Raw genomic sequence first — 22329 nt, 5'->3', positions numbered from 1 at the left:
GTAGTAACCTTTAACTTTGTGTTCTTAAAAATCCTAATATGAAACGTATACTTTTTTTGTTCCTGGCATTGATTTTTCTTTCGCCCGTCAAATCCCAGGAAGTAAAAAATGAAAAACCAAAACTGGTGGTTGGAATTGTAGTAGACCAGATGAGGTATGACTATCTTACCCGGTTTTGGGGCAGGTTTGGCGAAGGAGGCTTTAAAAGAATGATTAACGAGGGCTATAATTTTAAAAATAATCATTTTAATTATGTGCCTACGTATACCGGCCCTGGTCATGCCTCGGTACATACCGGCACCAGCCCCATGAACCACGGGATCATTAGTAACAGCTGGTATGATAAATTTGCCGAAGAGGAAGTTTATTGCGCCGGAGATTCTTCGGTGAAACCTGTTGGTACCAGCTCTTCCGCAGGCAAAATGTCTCCGCAACGTATGAAAGTCACCACAGTTTCAGATCAAAACCGCCTTCATACACAAATGAGGGGTAAAACCATAGGAATTTCCATAAAAGACAGGGGTTCTATTTTGCCGGCCGGTCATACCGCCAATGCTGCTTACTGGTATCATGGCGGTGATGAAGGCAAATTTATTACCAGTTCCTATTACATGGAAGAATTGCCGCAGTGGGTTGAAGATTTTAATAATTCTAACGCGGCAGAGGAATATTTTAAAACATGGAATACCCTGGAGAACATAGAATCTTACCGGGAAAGTGGAATAGATGTAAACAATTTTGAAGGTGGTTTTAATGGGCAGGAAACAGCTTCTTTTCCATATAATTTGGCAGAATTAAAAAACCAGAATGGCAATTATGATATTATTCCGCAAACTCCATATGGCAACGATCTTACGCTGGATTTTACCCTTATGGCTATAGAAGCCGAGCAACTTGGGCAGGATGAGGATACCGACTTTCTGGATGTGAGTTTTTCCAGTACCGATAAGGTGGGGCATAACTTTGGGGTGAATTCAAAAGAGATTGAAGACACTTATTTGAGGTTGGACAGGAACCTTGCGCAACTGCTTGAATATCTGGATTCTAATGTGGGTGATGGAGAATACACCGTTTTTCTTACTGCCGATCACGGTGGGGGTGAGGTATCAGGTTACCTGGAATCTGTAAAGATTCCTGCAGGGTACTTCGATTTTTCATCATTTTCAGATAAGCTGAACGTTTTTGTAGCTGAAGAATATGGGCAAAATAACTTAATTAAGAATATTTCTAATAACCAGGTTTTCTTTAATTATGATGCTCTTAAAAATGCAGAAATTAGTTCTGAAGAATTGGAGGAAAGAATTGCTCATTACATCCTTCAGCAGGAGCAGGTTGATAAAGTTTTTACCAGGACACAGCTGGAAAACGGTGGACTTACTACCGGCATTGGAGCTTTAATTCAGAATGGGTTTAATCAGAAACGGAGTGGAGATGTGGTTTTTGTATTAAATCCCGGCAGCGGTTATGCCAGAGGTTCCACCCATGGCAGCGGCTACACTTACGATACCCATGCGCCGCTTCTTTTCTTCGGAAAAGGAATTCCACACGGCAGCACTACCCAGCGTTCTGAAATTACAGATGTTGCACCAACTATTTCCGCACTACTGGGTATTGCTTTCCCGAATGCGGCAACAGGGCATCCTTTATATATTATGCTGGACCAGAAATTAAAATAATTTTTTACGGATATTTTTCCATCGTAAATTCCTTATAAAGCAGCCTTCTTCTTCGGAAACGAGAAAAGGCTGCTTTTCTTTTTTTGCTTTAAAATACCCGCCTAGTGAATCAAGAAAAAACTGAAGATTTTTCTTTTTAAGCGTCATCTTCGCTGAAGCTATTGCAGTGAGCAACAATCCATAATGCAAGCGGTAAAATGCTTCTCCCTGCTTGAATTTAGATGATTTATTGTAATTTTTGCCTGTAGGTTTCAGGTGCTTTACCAACAGGCTTTTATCTGTTTTTACTTCCCAGCCATGATACTGCGCAAGTAACTCATCTACCGTGTCCCAACCCATAGCGGACTTTAATTTGCCAATTTCAAGGAAACATTCCTTACGATAAGTTTTAAGGGCGCCGCGTAAATGGTCTTTTCCGGTTAAATTTTCCAAAACCCAGCTTTCCTTTTCATAAACCGAACAAAAACCTCCGCAAATTCCCGTTTTAGCTGAAGCCTCGAAATGCGATGCAACCTTTTCAAGATAATTCTTCGGAAAAACCAGGTCGGCGTCAAATTTACAGATGAGGTCGTAATTTTCATCCAGTTTCTTATAACCTTTATTAAAAGCATTAATGACCTTGCTGCCGGGAAGATGAGCAGCCTCAGAACTGATTTTAATCAGGCTTATAAACGGATGCCGGCGGATAAAAGAATCTACAATTTTCGTAGTACCGTCAGTAGAATTATCGTCAACAACCACTATTTTTTCCGGTATTTTACTTTGCTGTACCAGTGATTCTAAAGTCTGGCCAATAAATTCAGCTTCATTATGGGCAGGAATAACAATATAAATTCTCACAGAGATGAATTTTCAACTGCTAATTTACAATTTTACCTGTTGTAGCTTATGAAATAGCTTCTGTTAATATTTGTGGTTTTAATGATTAAATTCGGAATAAGTCTTTTTCTCCTTCAATTCTAAACAAACTCAAAGAAAGCAAGGTTACCTTATGGGGTCTCAGTCCTGGTAGATTCAAATATGAAAATTATCGGAAGTACTTTTGGGAAAGTCCTTAGAATTGTGGTATGACTATTCTGCTAATAAGCGACTTAGTCTGGGGCTATAGTCTTGCTCAACAGGAGGTTCGCCTTCTAAAAAAGAAGTAATGATTTTTTACTGTAGAATTGGATGATGAAACTGAAAAATTACCTTTCGGCATAAACAGCATAATAGCGGGGCGTGATTTTTCTTAATAAAGGACGCACCCCAATTTTCTTTACGGGATTTGTCCATTTTGCGGTATCTTTTATTTTCCAGCCTGCCTTTTCAAGTAACCAGTCAAACTGCCAGTCTTCAAATTCATGGTAATGCCGGTCCCATTTATCTGTTTTGCTTCTGTAAGCGGGTGAAAACCACAAATTCAGCGGGATGGTGGCGATGAGTTTTTCAGCTTTTATATCCTTCAGTACATTGAAAGGTGCTACAAGATGTTCAAAAATTTCAAAGGCGGTAACCACATGAAACCCATCTTTTTGAACAGCAGAGGTATCAAGGTCCAGGTCTTCTCCGGAAGTATTGCTAACTTCATAACCTTGCCTGCCCATTACTTCAGAAAAAGGATTCTCTACTCCCAGATCTAAAATTTTTGCAGGTGAGGAAACATGCTTCTCTAAAAATTCAATAGTTTTCCCATATCTTTTATTCGGAAAGCTGTTTTCGTACATGCTAGTATTCGTAAACTATAGCGTTAATATTCATGCCGGCACCAACGCTTGCAAAAATAATTATATCACCTTTCTCCAGCTCCTGATTTTCAATTTCGCCATTAACCACTAAGTCAAGCAGAGTAGGAACAGTAGCCACGCTGCTGTTTCCCAGTTCCTTAATGGTCATGGGAGTGACATTTTGGGGAACATCCATCCCGTGCAGCTTATAAAAGCGCTTGATAATGGCATCATCCATTTTTTCATTTGCCTGATGAATAAAAATTTTCTTTAAATCTTTAATAGATTTTCCGCTTTTCTCAAGGCAGGATTTCATCGCCTTGGGGACATTCATCAGGGCAAATTCATAAATTTTACGCCCGTTCATTTTTATATACCGTACATCCTGAGGTGCTTCAGCATTGTTAGATTTCCCAAAATAGATATAATTAGCTTCATTGTAGGCATAGGTTGCACTTTCATGGGCGAGGACTCCACCGGTTTCTTCTGAATTTTCCACTACTGTTGCTCCTGCTCCATCAGAAAAAATCATGGAATCGCGGTCATGTTTATCAACAACTCTTGAAAGGGCTTCAGCTCCTATCACCAAACATTTTTTGGCCATCCCGGCTTTTATAAATGCCTGGGCCTGGATTACGCCTTCTATCCACCCGGGGCAGCCGAAGAGCACATCGTAACCTACGCAGGACGGATTTTTAATTCGTAACTGATGTTTAACGCGAGTGGCAATACTGGGAACAGTATCGCTTTGGAGACAATTAAATTTCACATCTCCGTAATTATGGGCAACAATAATATAATCCAGGCTTTCAGGATCTGTTCCAGAGGCTTCAATGGCTTTTTGAGCTGCAATTACTGCTATTTCAGAAGTATTTAAATTATCTTCCAGATATCTCCGCTCTTCAATTCCGGTTATAGACCTGAATTTCTTTATAGTGGTTTCATTGTCATGCGGAAAAGTTGAGCCGTCTGTATTAAAGAATTCATGTTGATGAAAATCAGCATTTCTTGTAATTACATTGGGAATATAGCTTCCTGTGCCGGTTATTTTGATACTCATTTATTCGAAACTTGTTATTTATCTAATTTAACGAAATGTTGGGAATTTTTGTTGCGGCATCTCATGAAATTACGATGGCTGATTTAAATTTTTAAAGTTAGAGACAGAGGCTGTTTAAAAAATAGCTAAAGCCGTTACCTGAATTTATCAAAATTTCAAAGTATCTCTTCAGGTTCATTTTTTATCCTGTGTGAAGTTCAGACGGCAGAAATTATTATTCATCCAGCCTATTAATTTTAAGCTTCTGCATATTCCTCGGTAGGAGGGCAGGTACACATCAGATTTCTGTCCCCAAAGGCCTCATCTACCCTTCTTACACTGGGCCAGAATTTATTGTCCCTAACATATTCCAGCGGATAAGCAGCCTTCTCCCTTGAGTACGGCAGGTTCCATTCATCTGAAGTAAGCATTTGAAGAGTGTGCGGTGCATTCTTCAAAACATTATTTTGATCTTTAGATGAGGTTTCATCAATTTCTTTTCTAATAGAAATTAAAGCCTGACAAAAACGGTCCAATTCCGCCTTACTCTCACTTTCTGTAGGTTCTATCATTACGGTGCCGGCTACAGGGAAGGAAACCGTTGGTGCGTGGAATCCGTAATCTATAAGCCTTTTGGCAATATCAGTAACTTCAATTCCATTATTTTTGAAAGGGCGGCAGTCCACAATCATTTCATGGGCGGCACGGCCTCTTTCTCCGGAATAAAGGGTTTTATAATGCTCGTTTAAACGCTCCTTAAGATAATTTGCATTTAAAATGGCATATTCAGTCGCTTTTTGAATTCCTTTAGTTCCAAGCATCCTTATATAACCGTAAGAGATAAGGCAAACCAATGCAGATCCCCAGGGTGCCGATGAGATTGCTCCTATGGCCTCTTTCCCGCCCGATTTAATAACCGGGTTACCTGGTAAAAATGGTTTTAATTGTTCAGCAACGCAAATAGGGCCTACTCCGGGACCACCGCCACCATGTGGAATGGCAAAAGTTTTATGCAGGTTTAAATGGCAAACATCGGCACCTATGGCTCCGGGATTGGTAAGGCCAACCTGGGCATTCATATTTGCACCATCCATATAGACCTGCCCGCCATTGTCGTGAATAAGATTGGTGATTTCTTTTATTGCAGATTCAAATACGCCATGTGTTGAAGGATAAGTTACCATTAAAGCGGCCAGATTATCTTTGTGCTTTATTGCTTTCTCCCTAAGGTCTTCTACATCAATATTCCCGTTTTCAGCAGCTTTGGTAACAACCACTTTCATTCCTGCCATTACTGCGGAAGCTGGATTGGTGCCGTGCGCAGAGGATGGAATTAGACAAATATTACGGTGCCCTTCCCCAATTGACTCCTGGTATGCTCTTATTACCATTAAACCGGCATATTCTCCCTGTGCGCCGGAATTTGGCTGAAGGGACGTTGCGGAGAAGCCCGTGATTTCAGTTAAATAATCTTCCAGTCTTTTTAGAACAATCTGATAACCTTCTGCCTGATCAACTGGCGCAAAAGGATGAATATTCCCCCATTGCGGATTGCTTAGCGGAAGCATTTCTGAAGCTGCATTCAACTTCATGGTACAGCTGCCAAGGGAAATCATACTATGGTTCAGGGATAAATCTTTGCGTTCCAGTTTTTTTATATAACGCATCAGTTCTGTTTCAGAACGATATGAATTAAAAACTTTATGAGTAAGAAAGTCTTTTGTTCGCTGCAGTTCAGTGGGAATAACAGTATTTTGAAGAAGCTCTTCCAAAGGTTCGGCTTCCTTACCGGCAGCTTTGGCGAAAACTGCAATAATGTTATTTACATCTTCCAGAGAAGTGGTTTCATTTATTGAAATGGAAACAGTATCTGCATCCGGATAATAAAAATTTATCTCGTTTTCTTCAGCTATCTTCTTCACCGTTTCGGCTTCAGCTTTAATCTGAACAGTATCAAAATAAACAGAATTTACCTGCTCAAACCCTAGCTTTACCAGTTCAGCAGAAAGATTGGTAGCTGAATAGTGCACTGTATCAGCGATATATTTTAATCCTTCAGGGCCATGATAAACAGCATACATTCCAGCCATTACGGCTAGCAGCACCTGTGCAGTACAGATATTGGAAGTTGCCCTGTCCCGCTTTATATGTTGCTCCCGGGTTTGGAGAGCCATTCTCAGTGCATTGTTACCATCAACATCTTTGGTTACTCCAATAATTCTTCCGGGCAGGTTTCTTTTATATTCATCTTTTGTTGCAAAATATGCAGCATGAGGTCCACCGTAACCTAACGGGATTCCAAAGCGTTGGGTAGTTCCAACCACAACATCTACTCCCAGTTCTCCGGGGGCCTTAAGTTTCACCAGGCTCAGGATGTCGGCCGCAACGGCAATTTTAATTCCGGCTTCTTTACATTGGGAAACAAACGAGGAATAGTTATGCACTTCTCCAAATTTTCCCGGATACTGCAAAAGAGCACCAAAATATTCCGTAGAAAAATCAAATTTTTTATGGTCGCCAATTACCAGTTCAATACCTAGAAAGTCAGCTCTTGTACTCAACAGGGAGATTGTTTGAGGCAGAGTTTCTTCAGAAACAAAAAACTTATTTACATCATCTTTCTTTTGCTTTCTATCCCTAACAGCATGTAGTAAAGCCATGGCTTCTGCCGCCGCCGTAGATTCGTCCAGAAGGGAAGCGTTGGCAATTTCCATTCCGGTAAGATCACTCACCATAGTTTGGAAATTCAGTAAAGCTTCAAGACGCCCCTGGGCAATTTCAGCCTGATATGGAGTGTAAGCAGTGTACCAGCCTGGGTTTTCCAGAACATTGCGTTGGATAACCGCAGGCAAAATAGCCTGATGATATCCCAGCCCGATATAGGTTTTAAAAACTCTGTTTCTGGCTGAAAGTTTTCCAATATGTTCTGCATACTGGTTTTCACTTAAAGCAGCAGGTAAATTTAAGGGAGATTTCAGGCGAATATCATCCGGAATAGTCTCGTAGATTAACTGCTCAAGAGTTTCTACTCCTATGGTGTCCAACATTTCTTTTAGTTCGCTTTCCCTGGGGCCAATATGGCGCAGTGCAAAAGAATCTGTCCTCATTAAAATATAGTTGTGGTTTTTGTGCTGCGAAATTACATATTTTAAATGTAAAAAGGTGTGATTTACAGTCGGGCAGTTGTTAAGATTTGGAAGAAAGGGAATTGAAGAAAAAGTACGTGGGAAAACAGGCAAAATGTGATATATAAAAAATACTTTCCCGGGGGGAGAAAGTATTTACCAATTGTGAACAAAAATCAGGTTAGAAAGAAGGACATTTGTCGCAGCTGTCAATAAAAAGGGTGGCGATTTGCAATGCGGTTTCGCCGGAAATTGGTTCGTCATAGGACTGGGATGCAGAAACTGCACCAAAATCTGTGATGGCGGTGAGGTCTATTCCTGCCTGTGTAATATTTTCCTCTCCATTATAAACCGGTTGAGTAACCTCCGGCATACCAGGACCTCTGTTGTCCAACGTTATCCAGGGTAATAAATCCTGGTTTAAAGGTTCATTCAGAAAATCTGCTCTTAGCCTTCTCACTTCAGCCGCATGCCTTGCTTCTACAGAATGAATTCTAAGCGCCGGCTGTAAAAATGGAGTTCCCATTAAATTTGTGGCCTGCCCCTTATAGGCTCTTACGCCGGTATCTTCAAAGGCCTGTGCAAGCACAAGCAGCTGGGCATAAGCAGCATCATTGTTTGTATTAAAAGGGTCAAATGCACCACCTACGGTAAAGTCGAAATCCGGGGAATCGAAAGCGGCATCCCCAAGGCCGGCCTTCAGAAAATTCACATGTGCGGTTTCATGCTTTGAAATTTGCATATAAACGGCTTCCGCTCTTCCTGATGGAAGCACACCGGAATCTAAAGCCTTCATATAAAAATCGGCTTCCAGATATTCAAGAGTTAGTGCAAGCTGTAGTGCACTTATGGCCTCGTTTGCCTGTGTTGCTGCGTTGGCCCTGGTAGAGGCAAGTCCAAACGGAAGGGCTGCCAAAGCCGCTTTTTTTCCGAGAGATCCAAAAGTTCCCAGCATCTCACGCCTCGAAGAAGTTTTTTTTATGAGGTCATGCGAGGTAAATTCGTTTAAAAAGTTTATTATATCCATAATCTTATTTTTTTAAAAGTTGAAGAAATTACCCGTTAGGAATATTATTATAAGTTAGCTGGGTTTCTATGAAACCTGTAGAAGCTACTGTGTCCAAAACATCTTTTGGTTCAGCAACAAGATCTAAGCCGTTCTCATCTATAATATCATCTCCGGCAAATTCCGTAAACCCAGGGAGATAAAGGGATCTTAAAGCTGAAGCATGTCTTGCTTCAACAGAAACAATCTTACCGGCTACTACCAGATAAGCTGGTTCTGATATTAAATCTCCTGCTCCGTTATATGCTGAAACACCTGTGTCTTCCAATACAATTGATGTTCCCAAAACCGAATCCCGGTCACCAAAATCAATGGTGCTAAAATCAAATTCAAGATCTGGCGCAACTTGATCAGAAGAAAAGGTTGCATTTAATACTGTTTTAAAAAATTCCCTGTGAATTACCTCGTGAGCCTGTAAATCTTCTAAATAGAGTTTTTCTACCGGCTCAGCCGATGCCCAATAGGAACCTTCCAGAACTCTGGTGTAGAACGCGGCCTCCAGTTGTTCCAGGATATAGGCATAATTTAAAATTCCTAAATCTCCTGTTCCCAGGTCAAAAGCCGATTCCCCTCCGGCATCTGTAGCGGTAATGCCTTCCTGGTTTCTTACTTCTTCCTCACTACAGGAGTAGAGAAATAAACTGGTTCCTGCCAGGGCGAGCCCCCCAAGCTTTAAAAATTTACGTCGGGCTGCATTGCTCCCTTTTGGTGCAACATCAGATTGACGCACCTTAATCATTGGTTTTTTCATAATTAAATGAATTAGAATGGTTAATAAATTTCGAGGGGTTAATAATATTTACGAAGCCGGATGAAAAAGAGTTTTAATTTTAATGTTAAAAAAGATTAATTGTAGAAAATAATCTTTGAAATACATTATTAATTTATTAATCCTACAAATTATTATCTTTTTTAATGCATTATATGTATATGGAGGCACAGTAGCATTCCGGATGAATAAGTTTCCTTCTCTACTTCTGAAGTTTTAACTTCGTAATTTTACTGAATGCGCCATTTAAAGAACTTATTAGCCCTGTACATAAACAGCAGTATTCATGTAGCTCTGGCAGTAGTTTCTTTCAGTATGGTAAGTTTTTGGAAATTTCAGCTTTTGCCTGATTATAAATTGTTGCTCTTTATCTTCTTCGGAACAATAACAGGCTATAATTTTGTAAAATACGCAGGCATTGCAAAACTTCATCACTTAAGTCTCACCCGAAATCTCAGGATTATCCAGGTGTTTTCCTTTTTTTGTTTTCTTGCTGGAGCTTATTTTCTTTTGCTGCAGCCGTGGAGGGTCCTGATTATTTCAGCAATTTTAGGAGTGTTTACTTTTCTTTATGCGGTGCCTTTTTGGAAAGGTAAGGCAAATCTCAGGAGTTTAAATGGCACCAAAGTTTTTGTAATTGCGGTGGTTTGGGCAGGGGCAAGCGTATTATTGCCGTTAGAGCAATTGTATGAAGTTCAAAGCAGGGATATCCTATTAGAATTCTTCCAGCGGTTGCTTCTGGTACTGGTGCTAATGTTGCCTTTTGAAATTCGGGATTTAAGGTATGATGTGCTGCAGTTAGGGACGATTCCTCAACGGCTGGGAGTTAAAAGAACCAAAATTCTGGGTTATATCTTATTAGGAATGGCTGTAGTTTCCGAAGCAGCTAAAAAGCATGTTTTGCCTGCCAACTTCTTTTCTTTACTCATGCTGTCTATAATCACAGCAATATTGCTTTATAAAAGTATAATAAAGCAAAACATCTACTTTTCTTCTTTCTGGGTGGAGGGTATTCCCATAATCTGGCTTATAATTACCATTTTAGTTATGACTCTTTTTTAGCCATTTCTTCCCTTATACGTTCTTTCCAGACCTGCTTATCTACCTTACTGCAGCTCTTCAAATTGGATTTTTTAATCAGTTTTGTGAGGCGGGTATTTCTGGTAGTATACTTTTTGCAGCGGCGACACATGGCAATGTGGAGTAGCAACCTAATTTTATTAGCCTTGCTGAGTTCTTTATATTGTGCTTTGTCACAACAGTTTTCTGCCCTGGAACAATCAATAAGAAAAGAGAAATTTCTAAACATCATTAAAACCAATTTTTTTGCATGCACTCAGCCAGTGCCACTCGCGATCTGTGTATAATCACCCAAAGGTTAGACGGGGTGATATTAAACTCATTACAAATTACTTCTGTGTCTGCACCATCTATAGTCTTCATTTTAAAGATTGCAGCCTGTTTTTCATTAAGTTGATCCAGGCATTCCAGTATGGCCATTCCCAGTTCGGTATTTTCCATTTCATCTTCAGCATTCCGGTCAGATGCATCTGCTACCTGCTCTTCCAGCCATTCACCGTCGCTGTAATCGTCAGAATAATTAATGTGGACTTCTGCCTTTCCTTTTTTTGAATTTATCCGGCGGTAATAATCTATAATCTTACGTTTCAGAATAGAAATCAGCCAGGTGCGTTCACTGGCTTCTCCTTTAAAATTCTTTTTTGATTTAAGTCCGGCCAGAAATGTTTCCGAAATAAGATCATTGGCGATCTCACGATCATTCACCCGAACAATCGTATAATTAAAAAGGTAGTCGGAATATTTATCCACCCACTTGGTAGGGTCGAGGTTATGAACTGGCATGATGTTTTGCTGAATGTCTTATCCAAAAATAGAAAAAGATAGCATCAAATGAGTTATAAAAATGATAAGATTGAAGGCAAAAAACGGCTAGGATTCAAAGTTTTGAATGCCAGCCGTTTTTTTCATTTTGATTCCATTTTTTTACTTCGGAATTAATCCTGCTCTTTTCAGCAGGGCTTCAGGCTGAGGTTCCTTTCCGCGGAATCTTTTATAAAGTTCCATTGGATGTTCGGTGCCGCCCTGAGAAAGAATGTTTTCCCTGAATTTATTGGCAACTTCCCTGCTGAAGATCCCCTGTTCCTGGAAATATTCAAAAGTGTCTGCATCCAGTACTTCTGCCCATTTATAGGAATAATATCCTGCGGAATACCCGCCCTGGAAGATATGCGAGAAAGAAGTGCTCATGCAGTTTTCCGGAACGTTGGGATATAATTTGGTAGCTTCAAAAGCTTTATCTTCATGTGCCTTAACATTGGTAATGTTTGTTGGGTCTATACCATGCCAGCTAAGGTCCAGCATACCAAAACTCAGCTGCCTTACAGTGGCCATTCCTTCATGGAAATTAGCAGATTCCTTTATTTTTTCAATCAATTCCATAGGAATGGCTTCCCCGGTTTTATAATGTTTGGCAAACAGCTGCAAAGCCTCTTTCTCATAGCACCAGTTTTCCAGCACCTGGCTTGGTAGTTCTACAAAATCCCAATATACATTTGCTCCGGACAAACTGGGGTAGGTGGTATTTGCAAGCATCCCGTGCAGTGCATGGCCGAATTCGTGAAACAGTGTGGTAACCTCATTGAAAGTAAGTAAGGAAGGCTCGGTTTTAGAAGGCTTGGTGAAGTTGCACACAATAGAAATATGCGGCCGTTCATTTTGGTTATTTTGAATATATTGTTGCTTATATATTGTCATCCAGGCACCATTGCGCTTACCTTCTCTTGGATGGAAATCGGCATAGAAAAGCGCTATTATTTCATTATATTCATCTGTTACTTTATAGGTTTTTACATCAGGATGATATTTGTCCACATCAAAAACTTCGGTAAAATTAAGGCCATAAAGCTTATTGGCAACAAGAAATACGCCTTCAATTACATTCTCCAGTTTAAAATAAGGTTTTAGTTTTTCATCATTAAGGTCAAATAATTCCTGTTTCAGTTTTTCTCCATAAAAGGCTGCATCCCATTTTTCAAGCCTCTCAATGTTATCAAGTTTCTTTGCGAAATTTTCCAGTTCGGTAAATTCTCGCTTTGCAGCAGGTTTCGCTTTTTCCAGAAGCTCGTTAAGAAAATTGTTCACCTTTTCCGGGGTTTCAGCCATGCGCTGTTCCAGTACAAAATGTGCATGCGTTTCAAAGCCCAGTAGATTTGCTCTTTGGTGCCTTAGTTTTGCTATACTCAGCACATTTTCCCGGTTGTCCAGGTCATCACCATGAAAACCTTTGGCTCCAAAAGCTACGGACATTTTTTTGCGTAATTCCCGGTTTTCAGCATATTTCATAAAAGGGATATAGCTTGGATATTGAAGGGTAAAAATCCAGCCCTGTTTTTCTTTTGCTTCCGCAGTTGCTTTAGCTTCTTCTCTAAAACTTTCCGGCAGGCCTTTCAGGTCTTCTTCATTAAGAATTTGAAGTTCAAATTTGTTGGTTTCTTCCAGTACATTTTCTCCAAATTTTAAGCTTAAAGAAGAAAGTTCTTTATCAATAGCCCGAAGTTCCTGTTGTTTTTCTTCAGGTAAATTTGCCCCGTTGCGGGAAAAAGCTTTGTACTTTTTCTCCAGTAAAGTTTTTTCTTCAACATTAAGTTGAAGGTTTTCCTGCTCTTCAAATACTGTTTTTACCCTTTCAAAGAGCGTTTTATTAAGAATAGTATCATTTTTAAATTCAGTAAGTAATGGAGAAACTTCCTGGGCAATTTGCTGGATTTCTTTATTGGTTTCAGCAGAATTTAAATTGAAGAAAACACTGGTCACCCGGTCCAGCTGTTTGCCGGCAAAATCAAGCGCAGCCACAGTATTTTCAAAGCCTGGAGCTTCCTGAGAATTTGCAATTGCATCTATTTCTTTACCTGCTGTTTTAATTGCTTCAAGAATAGCAGGTTTATAGTGTTCATCTTTAATCTTTGAAAAAGGAGCTTCCTCAAATGATTCTAAAAGTGGATTATATATGGAATTCATAAATTTCTTAATTAACGTTATTGATATTTTTTATAATCTAAACGAGGATTTGTATATTTTTTAACTACTTTTACGCTTTCATTTAGAAAACATTTAAAATGTAGTAAGTTTAAAGTTTTGGATTAATATATTTAGAATGGTTAATAAATAGAATTTACAAGATTAAAAAACTACTACTTCCCAAGCCGCATTTTATGCGGCTTGTTTTATTTCTGCACTTTTTTGGCGCCTTCAATTACTTTTTCTTTAAGACCTTCTTTATAAACCAGAATTTTATCCAATACACATTTATCTGAACAGCCAATAATTTGTGCCGCCAGGATACCTGCATTTTTAGCACCGTCTAATGCTACCGTTGCCACGGGTACGCCACCGGGCATTTGCAAAATAGATAAAACCGAATCCCAGCCATCTATAGAGTTGCTGGATTTAACAGGCACTCCTATAACGGGAAGTGGAGAGAGAGAGGCAATCATCCCGGGCAAATGGGCTGCCCCGCCGGCACCTGCAATAATTACCTGTATATCCCTGTTATGGGCGTTTTTTCCATAATCAAATAATTTTTCAGGTGTACGGTGTGCAGAAACTATATCTACCTCAACTTCAATGTCAAAACCTTCAAGAATATCTATTGCGTCCTGCATCACCGGCAAATCGCTGGTGCTGCCCATAATTACTGCTACTTTTCCCATTTTATTTTTTTGAAATTACCTTTATTAAATTTTTTACTTCTTCGGCTATTTTCCTGGCTTCCTGAATTTCTTCGTTTATAATAGTCACATGGCCCATCTTGCGGAAAGGTCTTGTAATTTTCTTTCCGTATATATGGGGTGTCACCCCGTTAATGGCCATTATTTTTTCAATATTCTCATAAAGAACTTCTCCTTCATGATTTTCATCCCCAACAAGGTTAACCATAATTCCGCCTACCTTACTGTTAGTATTTCCTAATGGCAAATCAAGAACAGCTCTTATATGTTGTTCAAACTGATTGGTGTAGCTGGATTCAATGCTGTAATGACCACTATTATGGGGTCGCGGCGCAACCTCATTTACAAGAATATTATCTTCTTTGGTTTGGAACATTTCTACCGCAAGCAAGCCTACATGTTGAAAGGCTTCGGAAACTTTTTTGGCAAGATTTCTTGCTTTTTTAGCTACTTCAGGATCTATTCTTGCAGGGCAAATTACATATTCCACCTGGTTGGCGGTAGGATGAAACTCCATTTCTACCACAGGATAAGTTTTAACTTCTCCTGAAGGATTTCGCGCCACAATTACGGCAAGTTCATTTTTAAAGGGAATCATCTCTTCCGCAATACATTCTGCTTCAGATAATTCCTTCAGATCTGCTTTAGATTTTATTACAGCCACACCTTTCCCATCGTAGCCTCCTGTAGTGCTTTTCCAAACAAACGGAAATTTCCTTTTTCCTTCTTCAATTGCATCCAAAAGAGCTTTTTTGCTACTGAAAATATCAAAACCTGCAGTAGGAATTTTATTATTCAGATAGAAATTTTTCTGAATTCCCTTATTCTGAATTTTTTCCAACGTGGCAGCCGAAGGATAGGTTTTTATCCCCTCTTCTTCGAGCTTTTTCAAGGCTTCAATGTTTACTCCTTCAATTTCAAAAGTAAGCACATCCACATTTCTCCCAAATTTGAGCACGGTTTCATAATCCATGAGGTCGCCCTGTTCAAAATAATTACAGGCAATCCTAGATGGAGCTTCAGGATTTGGATCTATAACATGCGTTTGAATATCGAATTTACGGGTTTCATAAAGCATCATTTTTCCCAGCTGTCCCCCGCCAAGAATACCCAGTTTAAAATCTGAAGAAAAGTAATTTAGCATATAAATTTCAGGTTTAAGCAAAAATAATTTTTTACGGTGGAAACCGCCACTTATTCTATAGAAATCTGATAGGGTGAATAATTGAGAATCCTTATCTTTGCCTCTTTAAAATTTTAATGTTTTGATTCAACTTCACGATTTACAATTTGAACCTTTTATTTCAGAAGCAGAAATTGAAGAAGCTATTGCGAAAGTGGCCAGTCAGCTTAACGCGGATTATAAAGATGAAAACCCTGTTTTCCTAGGTGTCCTAAATGGAGCTTTTATGTTTGCTTCAGACGTGATTAAGAGATTTGAAGGCGATTGTGAGGTGAGTTTTGTAAAACTGGGTTCTTATGAAGGTACGTCTACTACCGGGGCGGTAAAAACTTTGCTGGGACTCAATCAACAATTAAAGGAGAGAAGGGTAATTATTATTGAAGATATTGTAGACACAGGAAATACACTGGAAGAAATAAATAAGATTCTGAAAAAAGAAGGGGTAGCCGATTATCAGGTTGCCACTCTCTTTTTTAAACCTGAAGCCTACAAGAAAGAATTTAATATAAAATATGCAGGCCTTGAAATTCCCAATAAATTTATAGTTGGGTATGGATTGGATTACGATGGCCTGGGCAGAAATCTTACAAAAGTTTATAAACGCAAAGAATAAAAAATGACAAATCTGGTGCTTTTTGGCCCTCCAGGAGCCGGTAAAGGAACACAGGCTATCGTGTTAAAGGAGAAATATCAACTGGTTCACATCTCAACCGGAGATGTTTTCAGGCAAAATATTAAAAATCAAACTGAACTCGGCCTGAGCGCCAAATCCTTTATGGACAGAGGCCAGCTTGTGCCCGATGAGGTAACAATAAATATGCTCCGGGCAAAGGTTGAAGAGCACAAAGATGCCAAAGGCTTTATTTTTGACGGTTTTCCAAGAACAGTAGCCCAGGCTGATGCTTTAGCTGAATTGCTTGCTTCTATGGGAGAAGATGTTGATGCCATGATTGCGCTGGAAGTTGATGATGAAATTCTGGTTCAGCGACTGCTGGAACGAGGCAAAACTTCTGGAAGGGCAGATGATGCAGATGAAACCGTGGTAAGAAGAAGAATAAAGGTTTACTATGAAGAAACCGCCATTTTAAAGGAATACTATCAGAAACAGGATAAATATTACGGAGTTAACGGAGTAGGCTCTATTGAAGATATAACAGGGAGGCTTAGTAAAGTTATTGAAAAGCTTATTTAATAGAGATTACTGTTAATTTTGGCCGCCGAATATAAACTTCCCGCAAAGGAGAAAATACAAATATGACTGAAGGTAATTTTGTTGATTATGTAAAAATTCACGTTTCTTCTGGAAACGGCGGCAGCGGTTCTTCCCATTTACACCGGGAGAAATATATTACCAAAGGTGGCCCCGATGGTGGGGACGGTGGCAGGGGCGGTCATGTGATTATTCGCGGGAGTAAAAATCTATGGACCCTTTTTCATCTCAAATTTAAAAGGCATGTGCGTGCAGAACATGGTGGAAATGGTAGGAAACAAAGAAGTAGCGGTTCCGATGGTTCCGATGAGTATATAGATGTTCCACTGGGTACTGTAATTCGGGATACCGAAACCCAGGAGATAATCCACGAAATTACTGAGGAAGGAAAAGAGTATGTAATAGCTGAAGGAGGAAAAGGAGGTCTTGGGAATTGGCATTTTAAAAGTTCCACCAATCAGACTCCGCGCTATTCCCAACCCGGGATCGAAGGTAAGGAAGTGGACATTACACTTGAACTTAAAGTTCTTGCAGACGTTGGTCTTGTAGGTTTTCCAAATGCAGGTAAATCCACGTTGCTTTCGGTAATCACTGCGGCTAAGCCAAAAATTGCAGATTATGAATTTACCACGCTAAAGCCAAACCTGGGAATTGTTCAATATCGTGACTTTAAAACTTTTGTGGTGGCTGATATCCCCGGCATTATTGAAGGCGCTGCCGAAGGAAAAGGTTTGGGCTATCGTTTTCTGCGCCATATTGAAAGAAATTCCACTTTGCTCTTTCTAATTCCTGCAGATGCCCCCGATGTTAAGAAACAATATGAAATTCTTGTAGATGAGCTACGCAGGTATAATCCTGAAATGCTGGATAAGGACCGGTTAATTGCTATCTCTAAAAGTGATATGCTGGACACCGAGTTAAAAGCGGAATTAAAAAAGGAGCTGGATGAAAAGCTTGAAGCCGATTATTTATTTATTTCCTCTGTAGCTCAACAAGGTCTTGCTGAATTAAAAGACCGGCTGTGGGAAATGCTTAATAAACCGCCGGTATAAACTTCCTTTTATTTTTTCCTTTTCTGGGCTGATTTTTGATTATTTTCTGGTAGAAAAATCAATACGAGAGATTATTATAGCTTCTTTATAATCCTACTACTAATATGAGAATAGTAAAAATTTTAATTATTTGTGCGATTTTAGCAGGATGTAATTCTCCTAAAATTGCTTACGATTATGATCAGAATACCAATTTCAGCAAATATTCCACTTATGCGCTTTTTCCTGAATTTAATACGGGCTTAAGTCAGCTGGATGAGCAAAGGCTTATAAGGGCATTAGACAATGCAATGCCACAAAAGGATTTTGCCACTGCCGATAATCCTGGAATTTATGTAAATGCATATACTGAGAAATATCAACAGGAGAGCAATAATTCCTTAGGCCTAGGAGTTGGAAGCGGGGGAGGTGGTGTAGGAGTTGGAGTATCCGGCGGAATACCACTGGGAAGTTCTAAAACTTTCCTAAGGTTAACCTTGGATTTTATAGATAAAAACAGAGATAGTCTGGTGTGGCAGGCAATTATAGATATTAAATTTAACCCCAACGCAAGCCCTGAAGATCGCCAGGCATTATTTGATAAGGTAGTGCAAAAGGCACTTGAAGGTTACCCTCCTAAGAAATAAAAATAAGAGAAGCCCTGTAAAAGGGCTTCTTGATTTATAGGCATAATAACGTTTAGTCCGCAATATCTTCTGCGGCATCCTCAACATCATCGGCTGCCTGTTCTACTCCGGATTTTTCTTCCCTGCAGGAAGTGAAAACAGTGGTTGAACATACCAGCGCCAATATTAACATTACTTTTTTCATAATTCAGTTTTTAGTGATTTATATTAATAATCGTCAGTTCCATTAAGTTCTTCTTCTACTTCATTGCCGGCATTTTCTACTGCATTGCCTGTTTCTTCAGCGGCATTTTCTATGGCTTCCCCTGTATCTTCTGCTGCATTCTCGAGATCTTGCTCTACTTCATCCAGATCATTTTCCTCATTCATCTGCATTTCATCTTCTTCCATTTCCTCATCATGATTTTCAAGTCTAACATCATCAGGATTGTCATTTTCCATATCCCGGCAGGAGGTAAATGTGGTGCCAAGAGTAAATATAAAAGCAAGTAATAAAAGTTGTCGTTTCATTATTTGATAATTTCAGGTTATTAATGTTCAAAATTAGTCATGTATTTATCTAAATCTTTAAAGTTCCTGCTAAATTTTTCATAAAATTACGTAAAACTGTATTTCATTGAAATGCAGAGGCTAGATGAATTACTTAAAAGAGATAAGATCTTACTGTCTCAGTGGCACCGGTATTAGTATTGATAAAATGTCCCGCTATCATTCCTGTATTTTTTCTGAAATTTTCATCGTGCATAAACTTTTCAAGAAGGGAAGCAGTTTCTTCTGCGGAAGAAACCGAATATAATCCTGCCAACTGCTGAAGCTGGATGGCTTCAGGAAATTTGGAGAAATTAGAGCCTATTATTATAGGAATTCCAAAAGTTGCAGGCTCAAGAATATTATGAAGGCCGGTGGTTCCGGCAGCACCACCTACATACGCTACATCGGCGTAACTGTAGATTCTCCCCAACAGGCCTATGGAGTCTATTATAAGCACCTTGAATTCTTTGAGATTCTCTTTTTGCTGAGTATACCGTACATTTTTATGCTTCAATTTTTCCTGAAGACTGTTAATTTTGTCTTCTTTTATCTCGTGGGGAGCAATGATAATTTTTACATTGGTCGGACCTTTATTAATATAATCCAACAGATAATTTTCATCTTCGGGCCAGGTGCTTCCGGCTACCAGGCATAAACTTTCCTGCAGGAACTCTTTAATAAAAGGAAGTTTATTGTCGTATTCAATCTGTCGGGAAACACGGTCAAAACGGGTATCACCGCTAATGCCGGTATTGTTGAAGCCTATGGACTTCAGCAGCTCCTGGGATTGTTTGTTCTGAAGGAAAAAATGTTCAAAAGTCTGCAGGGATTTTCGCATCCAGCTTCCGTAGCTTTTAAAATAAATCTGATTTTCCCTGAAGGCGCCGGATAGCAGAAAAGTACGAATTCCTCTCTCTTTTAACTCCTTTAAATAGTTTGGCCAGATTTCATATTTCACAAAAAACACCATTTCAGGATGGGCCAGGTCCAGGAATTGTTTTGCCTTCTTTGGGGTGTCCAACGGGAGGTAAACGATAACATCGGCCAGGGGGTGCGTTTTCTTATTTTCAAATCCCGAAGGAGAAAAGAAGCTTACCAAAATTTTATATTCCGGCCGTTCTTTTTTAAACATTTCCATAACGGGAACAGCCTGTTCAAACTCTCCCAGGGAAGCCGCATGAAACCAGACTATTTTATCATTTTTCCTGATATTATCCCTCAATTGCTGTGCAACTGCTTTTCTGCCCTTTACAAACAGTTTAAGTTTTGAATTGAAAATGGCAAAAAGCGGCAGTAGCTTTTCAGCAAAACAAATAAAAAGATTATAAAAGAAATGCAAGGCTCAAGTGTTTTTAGAGGTTGCTAAAATAGGCCTTTCCCCAGAATAGCATTGGCGATAGGAGTGATATTTTGTATTTTCGTACTCCAGAATAAAAAAATTATGAAAAAGATACAAATGGTGGACCTTAAGGTTCAATATGAATCTATAAAAGATCAGGTTAACCGTTCTTTTGAAGAAATAATAGATTCCACAGCTTTTATAAACGGGCCGGAGGTTCAGAAGTTTCAGAAAGAATTAGAAAATTATTTAGGCGTAAAACATGTTATTCCGTGTGCAAATGGTACCGATGCTTTGCAAATTGCCATGATGGGACTTGGATTAAAGCCAGGGGACGAGGTAATAACTGCCGATTTTACCTTTGCCGCAACAGTCGAGGTAATTGCCCTTTTGCAGCTTACCCCGGTATTGGTAGATGTGGAACCTGATACTTTTAATATAGATCCTGAAGCCATTAAAAAGGCAATTACGTCCAAAACTAAAGCCATTGTACCGGTGCATCTTTTTGGGCAGGCGGCAAATATGGATGCTATTATGGAAATTGCCAAAGAACATAATCTTAATGTTATAGAGGATAATGCGCAGGCAATTGGAGGAAATTTTCACTCAATAGATGGCAATGTTTATAAAACCGGAACAATGGGAGATGTTTCAGCTACTTCATTTTTCCCGTCTAAAAACCTTGGTTGCTATGGAGACGGAGGTGCTATCTTTACAAATAATGATAAGCTTGCCCATACTATTCGAGGGATTGTTAACCATGGAATGTACGAACGTTATCATCATGATGTTGTGGGGGTTAATTCACGGTTAGATAGTCTACAGGCGGCAGTGTTAAGAGCGAAGCTCCCGCTGCTTGATACTTATAATGATGCCAGGCAGAAAGCAGCAGATAAATATGATGAGGCCTTTAAAGGGCAGTCAGATATTCAAATTCCCAAAAGAGAAGAAGATCGTGATGCGCATGTGTTCCATCAGTATACATTAAAAATTACCAATGGTAAAAGAGATGAGCTGGCGAAACATTTACAGGAGAAAAACATTCCTTTTGGAATTTACTATCCTATCCCGCTACACCTTCAAAAAGCTTATGTGGATGAACGTTATAAGGAAGCAGATTTTCCCGTTACCAATACTCTTGTGAAAGAGGTGATTTCTTTACCGATGCATACAGAACTGGACGATGAACAGATTACTTATATTACCAGGACAATTAAAGAATTTTTTAATATGTAGAATTTATCTACCTTTTAAGATATAAAAGCCCGGTTTTTATAAGAAGCCGGGCTTTCTTTAAATTGTATCTTTTTTATTTAATTTCTCCTGAGCCTACCTGGACACTACGGTCTATTTTTCTAACCAGTCCCTGCAATACTTTTCCTGGTCCTATTTCAGTAAATGTTTTAGCTCCGTCATTTATCATATTTTGAACAGACTGGGTCCATTTTACCGGCGCAGTAAGTTGAAAAACCAGGTTCTTTTTGATTTCCTCAGGATCTGTTACTGCAAATGTGCTTACATTTTGATAAACAGGACAAATAGGTTGTCCGAATTTTACTTTTTCAATAGCATCTGCTAATTCCTGTCTGGCCGGTTCCATTAAGGGAGAATGAAAGGCACCTCCCACAGGCAATAACATGGCTCTGCGTGCCCCTTTTTCCTTTAAAGCTTCACAGGCCTTTTCTACGGCATCAACTTCCCCTGAAATTACCAGCTGGCCGGGACAATTATAGTTTGCAGCAACCACCACACCATCAACATCGGCGCATATTGCTTCAACCATTTCATCTTCCAAACCTAACACTGCGGCCATGGTGGAAGGTTTTATTTCGCAAGCTTCCTGCATGGCTATTGCTCTTTTATACACCAGTTGCAGGCCTTCTTCAAAACTTAGAACTTTATTGGCCACAAGGGCAGAGAATTCACCTAGTGAATGTCCCGCAACCATATCGGGCTTAAATTTATCTCCCATTACCTGGCTAAGAACAACCGAGTGTAAAAAAACTGCGGGTTGGGTAACTTTTGTTTGTTTCAGGTCCTCTGCAGAACCTTCAAACATAGTATTGGTTAAAGAGAAACCAAGGATTTTATTTGCCTCATCAAAGAGTTTTTTTGCCGCTGCAGAACCTTCATAAAGGTCTTTACCCATTCCTGAAAACTGCGCTCCCTGGCCCGGGAAAATATATGCATTCATTCCTATAAATTTTATGAAGCTAAAATAGAGATAATAAAAAAGACCTCATAATAATCGTTATATTA

The 22329-nt window shown here is 39.4% G+C and carries 21 protein-coding genes; 7 read left to right on the top strand and 14 right to left on the bottom strand.

Annotation, left to right across the window (positions count from 1 at the left end; all coding sequences use genetic code 11):
• Positions 1-38 precede the first annotated feature (38 nt).
• Positions 39-1676 carry an alkaline phosphatase PafA gene (pafA, locus tag RM539_RS11210; protein ID WP_311503489.1) on the top strand — a complete coding sequence of 546 codons (1638 nt, stop codon included), beginning with the start codon at positions 39-41 and terminating at the stop codon, positions 1674-1676.
• Here the strand turns inward: pafA and RM539_RS11205 are convergent.
• From RM539_RS11205 to RM539_RS11180, 6 genes are all read right to left on the bottom strand, one after another.
• A complete protein-coding gene (locus tag RM539_RS11205) occupies positions 1668-2516 on the bottom strand; it encodes a glycosyltransferase family 2 protein (protein ID WP_311503488.1) in 849 nt (282 codons plus the stop codon). The two genes, pafA and RM539_RS11205, sit on opposite strands and share 9 nt — an antisense overlap.
• 347 nt (positions 2517-2863) lie before the next feature.
• Positions 2864-3382, bottom strand: a complete 519-nt coding sequence (locus tag RM539_RS11200; RefSeq protein ID WP_311503487.1) for a class I SAM-dependent methyltransferase — start codon at positions 3380-3382, stop codon at positions 2864-2866.
• Position 3383: 1 nt separating this feature from the next.
• Positions 3384-4442: a 3-oxoacyl-ACP synthase III family protein gene (locus tag RM539_RS11195; RefSeq protein ID WP_311503486.1), complete on the bottom strand. Its 1059-nt coding sequence runs from the start codon at positions 4440-4442 to the stop codon at positions 3384-3386.
• Between the two features lie 236 nt (positions 4443-4678).
• Entirely contained in the window at positions 4679-7528 is a 2850-nt protein-coding gene (gcvP, locus tag RM539_RS11190) for an aminomethyl-transferring glycine dehydrogenase (RefSeq protein WP_311503485.1), read from the bottom strand.
• Positions 7529-7727: 199 nt separating this feature from the next.
• The gene (locus RM539_RS11185) at positions 7728-8573 is read right to left on the bottom strand and encodes a ferritin-like domain-containing protein (protein WP_311503484.1); all 846 of its coding nucleotides are present in this window, start codon (positions 8571-8573) and stop codon (positions 7728-7730) included.
• A gap of 28 nt (positions 8574-8601) precedes the next feature.
• Complete coding sequence (locus RM539_RS11180; RefSeq protein WP_311503483.1) at positions 8602-9363, bottom strand: ferritin-like domain-containing protein; 762 nt, start codon at positions 9361-9363, stop codon at positions 8602-8604.
• 255 nt (positions 9364-9618) lie between these two features.
• On the opposite strand from RM539_RS11180, the gene RM539_RS11175 reads away from it, so the two are divergent.
• Positions 9619-10443, top strand: a complete 825-nt coding sequence (locus RM539_RS11175) for a UbiA prenyltransferase family protein (RefSeq protein ID WP_311503482.1) — start codon at positions 9619-9621, stop codon at positions 10441-10443.
• Positions 10444-10692: 249 nt separating this feature from the next.
• Here the strand turns inward: RM539_RS11175 and RM539_RS11170 are convergent, their stop codons facing one another.
• The 4 genes from RM539_RS11170 to RM539_RS11155 form a co-directional block, all read right to left on the bottom strand.
• Positions 10693-11244, bottom strand: a complete 552-nt coding sequence (locus RM539_RS11170; protein WP_311503481.1) for a sigma-70 family RNA polymerase sigma factor — start codon at positions 11242-11244, stop codon at positions 10693-10695.
• A 141-nt stretch (positions 11245-11385) separates the two neighbouring features.
• Positions 11386-13419, bottom strand: coding sequence for a M3 family metallopeptidase (locus RM539_RS11165; RefSeq protein WP_311503480.1), 2034 nt, complete (start codon positions 13417-13419; stop codon positions 11386-11388).
• 206 nt (positions 13420-13625) lie between these two features.
• A complete protein-coding gene (purE, locus tag RM539_RS11160; protein WP_311503479.1) occupies positions 13626-14111 on the bottom strand; it encodes a 5-(carboxyamino)imidazole ribonucleotide mutase in 486 nt (161 codons plus the stop codon).
• A gap of 1 nt (position 14112) precedes the next feature.
• Positions 14113-15273: a 5-(carboxyamino)imidazole ribonucleotide synthase gene (locus RM539_RS11155; protein ID WP_311503478.1), complete on the bottom strand. Its 1161-nt coding sequence runs from the start codon at positions 15271-15273 to the stop codon at positions 14113-14115.
• Between the two features lie 121 nt (positions 15274-15394).
• On the opposite strand from RM539_RS11155, the gene hpt reads away from it, so the two are divergent.
• The 4 genes from hpt to RM539_RS11135 all read left to right on the top strand — a co-directional run bounded on the left by hpt (position 15395) and on the right by RM539_RS11135 (position 18200).
• Complete coding sequence (hpt, locus tag RM539_RS11150) at positions 15395-15925, top strand: hypoxanthine phosphoribosyltransferase (RefSeq protein WP_311503477.1); 531 nt, start codon at positions 15395-15397, stop codon at positions 15923-15925.
• A gap of 3 nt (positions 15926-15928) precedes the next feature.
• A complete protein-coding gene (locus tag RM539_RS11145) occupies positions 15929-16504 on the top strand; it encodes an adenylate kinase (RefSeq protein ID WP_311503476.1) in 576 nt (191 codons plus the stop codon).
• Between the two features lie 62 nt (positions 16505-16566).
• Complete coding sequence (gene obgE, locus RM539_RS11140; protein WP_311503475.1) at positions 16567-17574, top strand: GTPase ObgE; 1008 nt, start codon at positions 16567-16569, stop codon at positions 17572-17574.
• A gap of 104 nt (positions 17575-17678) precedes the next feature.
• Positions 17679-18200, top strand: a complete 522-nt coding sequence (locus tag RM539_RS11135) for a DUF4136 domain-containing protein (protein ID WP_311503474.1) — start codon at positions 17679-17681, stop codon at positions 18198-18200.
• A gap of 52 nt (positions 18201-18252) precedes the next feature.
• Here RM539_RS11135 and RM539_RS11130 read toward each other — a convergent pair whose 3' ends face one another.
• The 3 genes from RM539_RS11130 to RM539_RS11120 form a co-directional block, all read right to left on the bottom strand.
• Complete coding sequence (locus tag RM539_RS11130) at positions 18253-18384, bottom strand: hypothetical protein (RefSeq protein WP_311503473.1); 132 nt, start codon at positions 18382-18384, stop codon at positions 18253-18255.
• A 23-nt stretch (positions 18385-18407) separates the two neighbouring features.
• Positions 18408-18710, bottom strand: coding sequence for a hypothetical protein (locus RM539_RS11125; protein ID WP_311503472.1), 303 nt, complete (start codon positions 18708-18710; stop codon positions 18408-18410).
• A 133-nt stretch (positions 18711-18843) separates the two neighbouring features.
• Positions 18844-20070 (bottom strand): 3-deoxy-D-manno-octulosonic acid transferase, encoded by a 1227-nt coding sequence (locus RM539_RS11120; RefSeq protein WP_311503471.1) that lies wholly within the window; start codon positions 20068-20070, stop codon positions 18844-18846.
• Positions 20071-20172: 102 nt separating this feature from the next.
• On the opposite strand from RM539_RS11120, the gene RM539_RS11115 reads away from it, so the two are divergent.
• Entirely contained in the window at positions 20173-21306 is a 1134-nt protein-coding gene (locus tag RM539_RS11115; RefSeq protein WP_311503470.1) for a DegT/DnrJ/EryC1/StrS family aminotransferase, read from the top strand.
• 73 nt (positions 21307-21379) lie between these two features.
• Here the strand turns inward: RM539_RS11115 and fabD are convergent, their stop codons facing one another.
• On the bottom strand, positions 21380-22264 hold the full coding sequence (gene fabD / locus RM539_RS11110) for an ACP S-malonyltransferase (protein WP_311503469.1): 885 nt from the start codon (positions 22262-22264) through the stop codon (positions 21380-21382).
• Between the last annotated feature and the right edge of the window lie 65 nt (positions 22265-22329).

The sequence above is a fragment of the Autumnicola musiva genome, from assembly GCF_031846585.1.
Classification (GTDB): Bacteria; Bacteroidota; Bacteroidia; order Flavobacteriales; family Flavobacteriaceae; genus Autumnicola; species Autumnicola musiva.
Note: the sequence above shows the minus strand (reverse complement) of the source record. Positions and strands in the feature narration are given on the sequence as shown.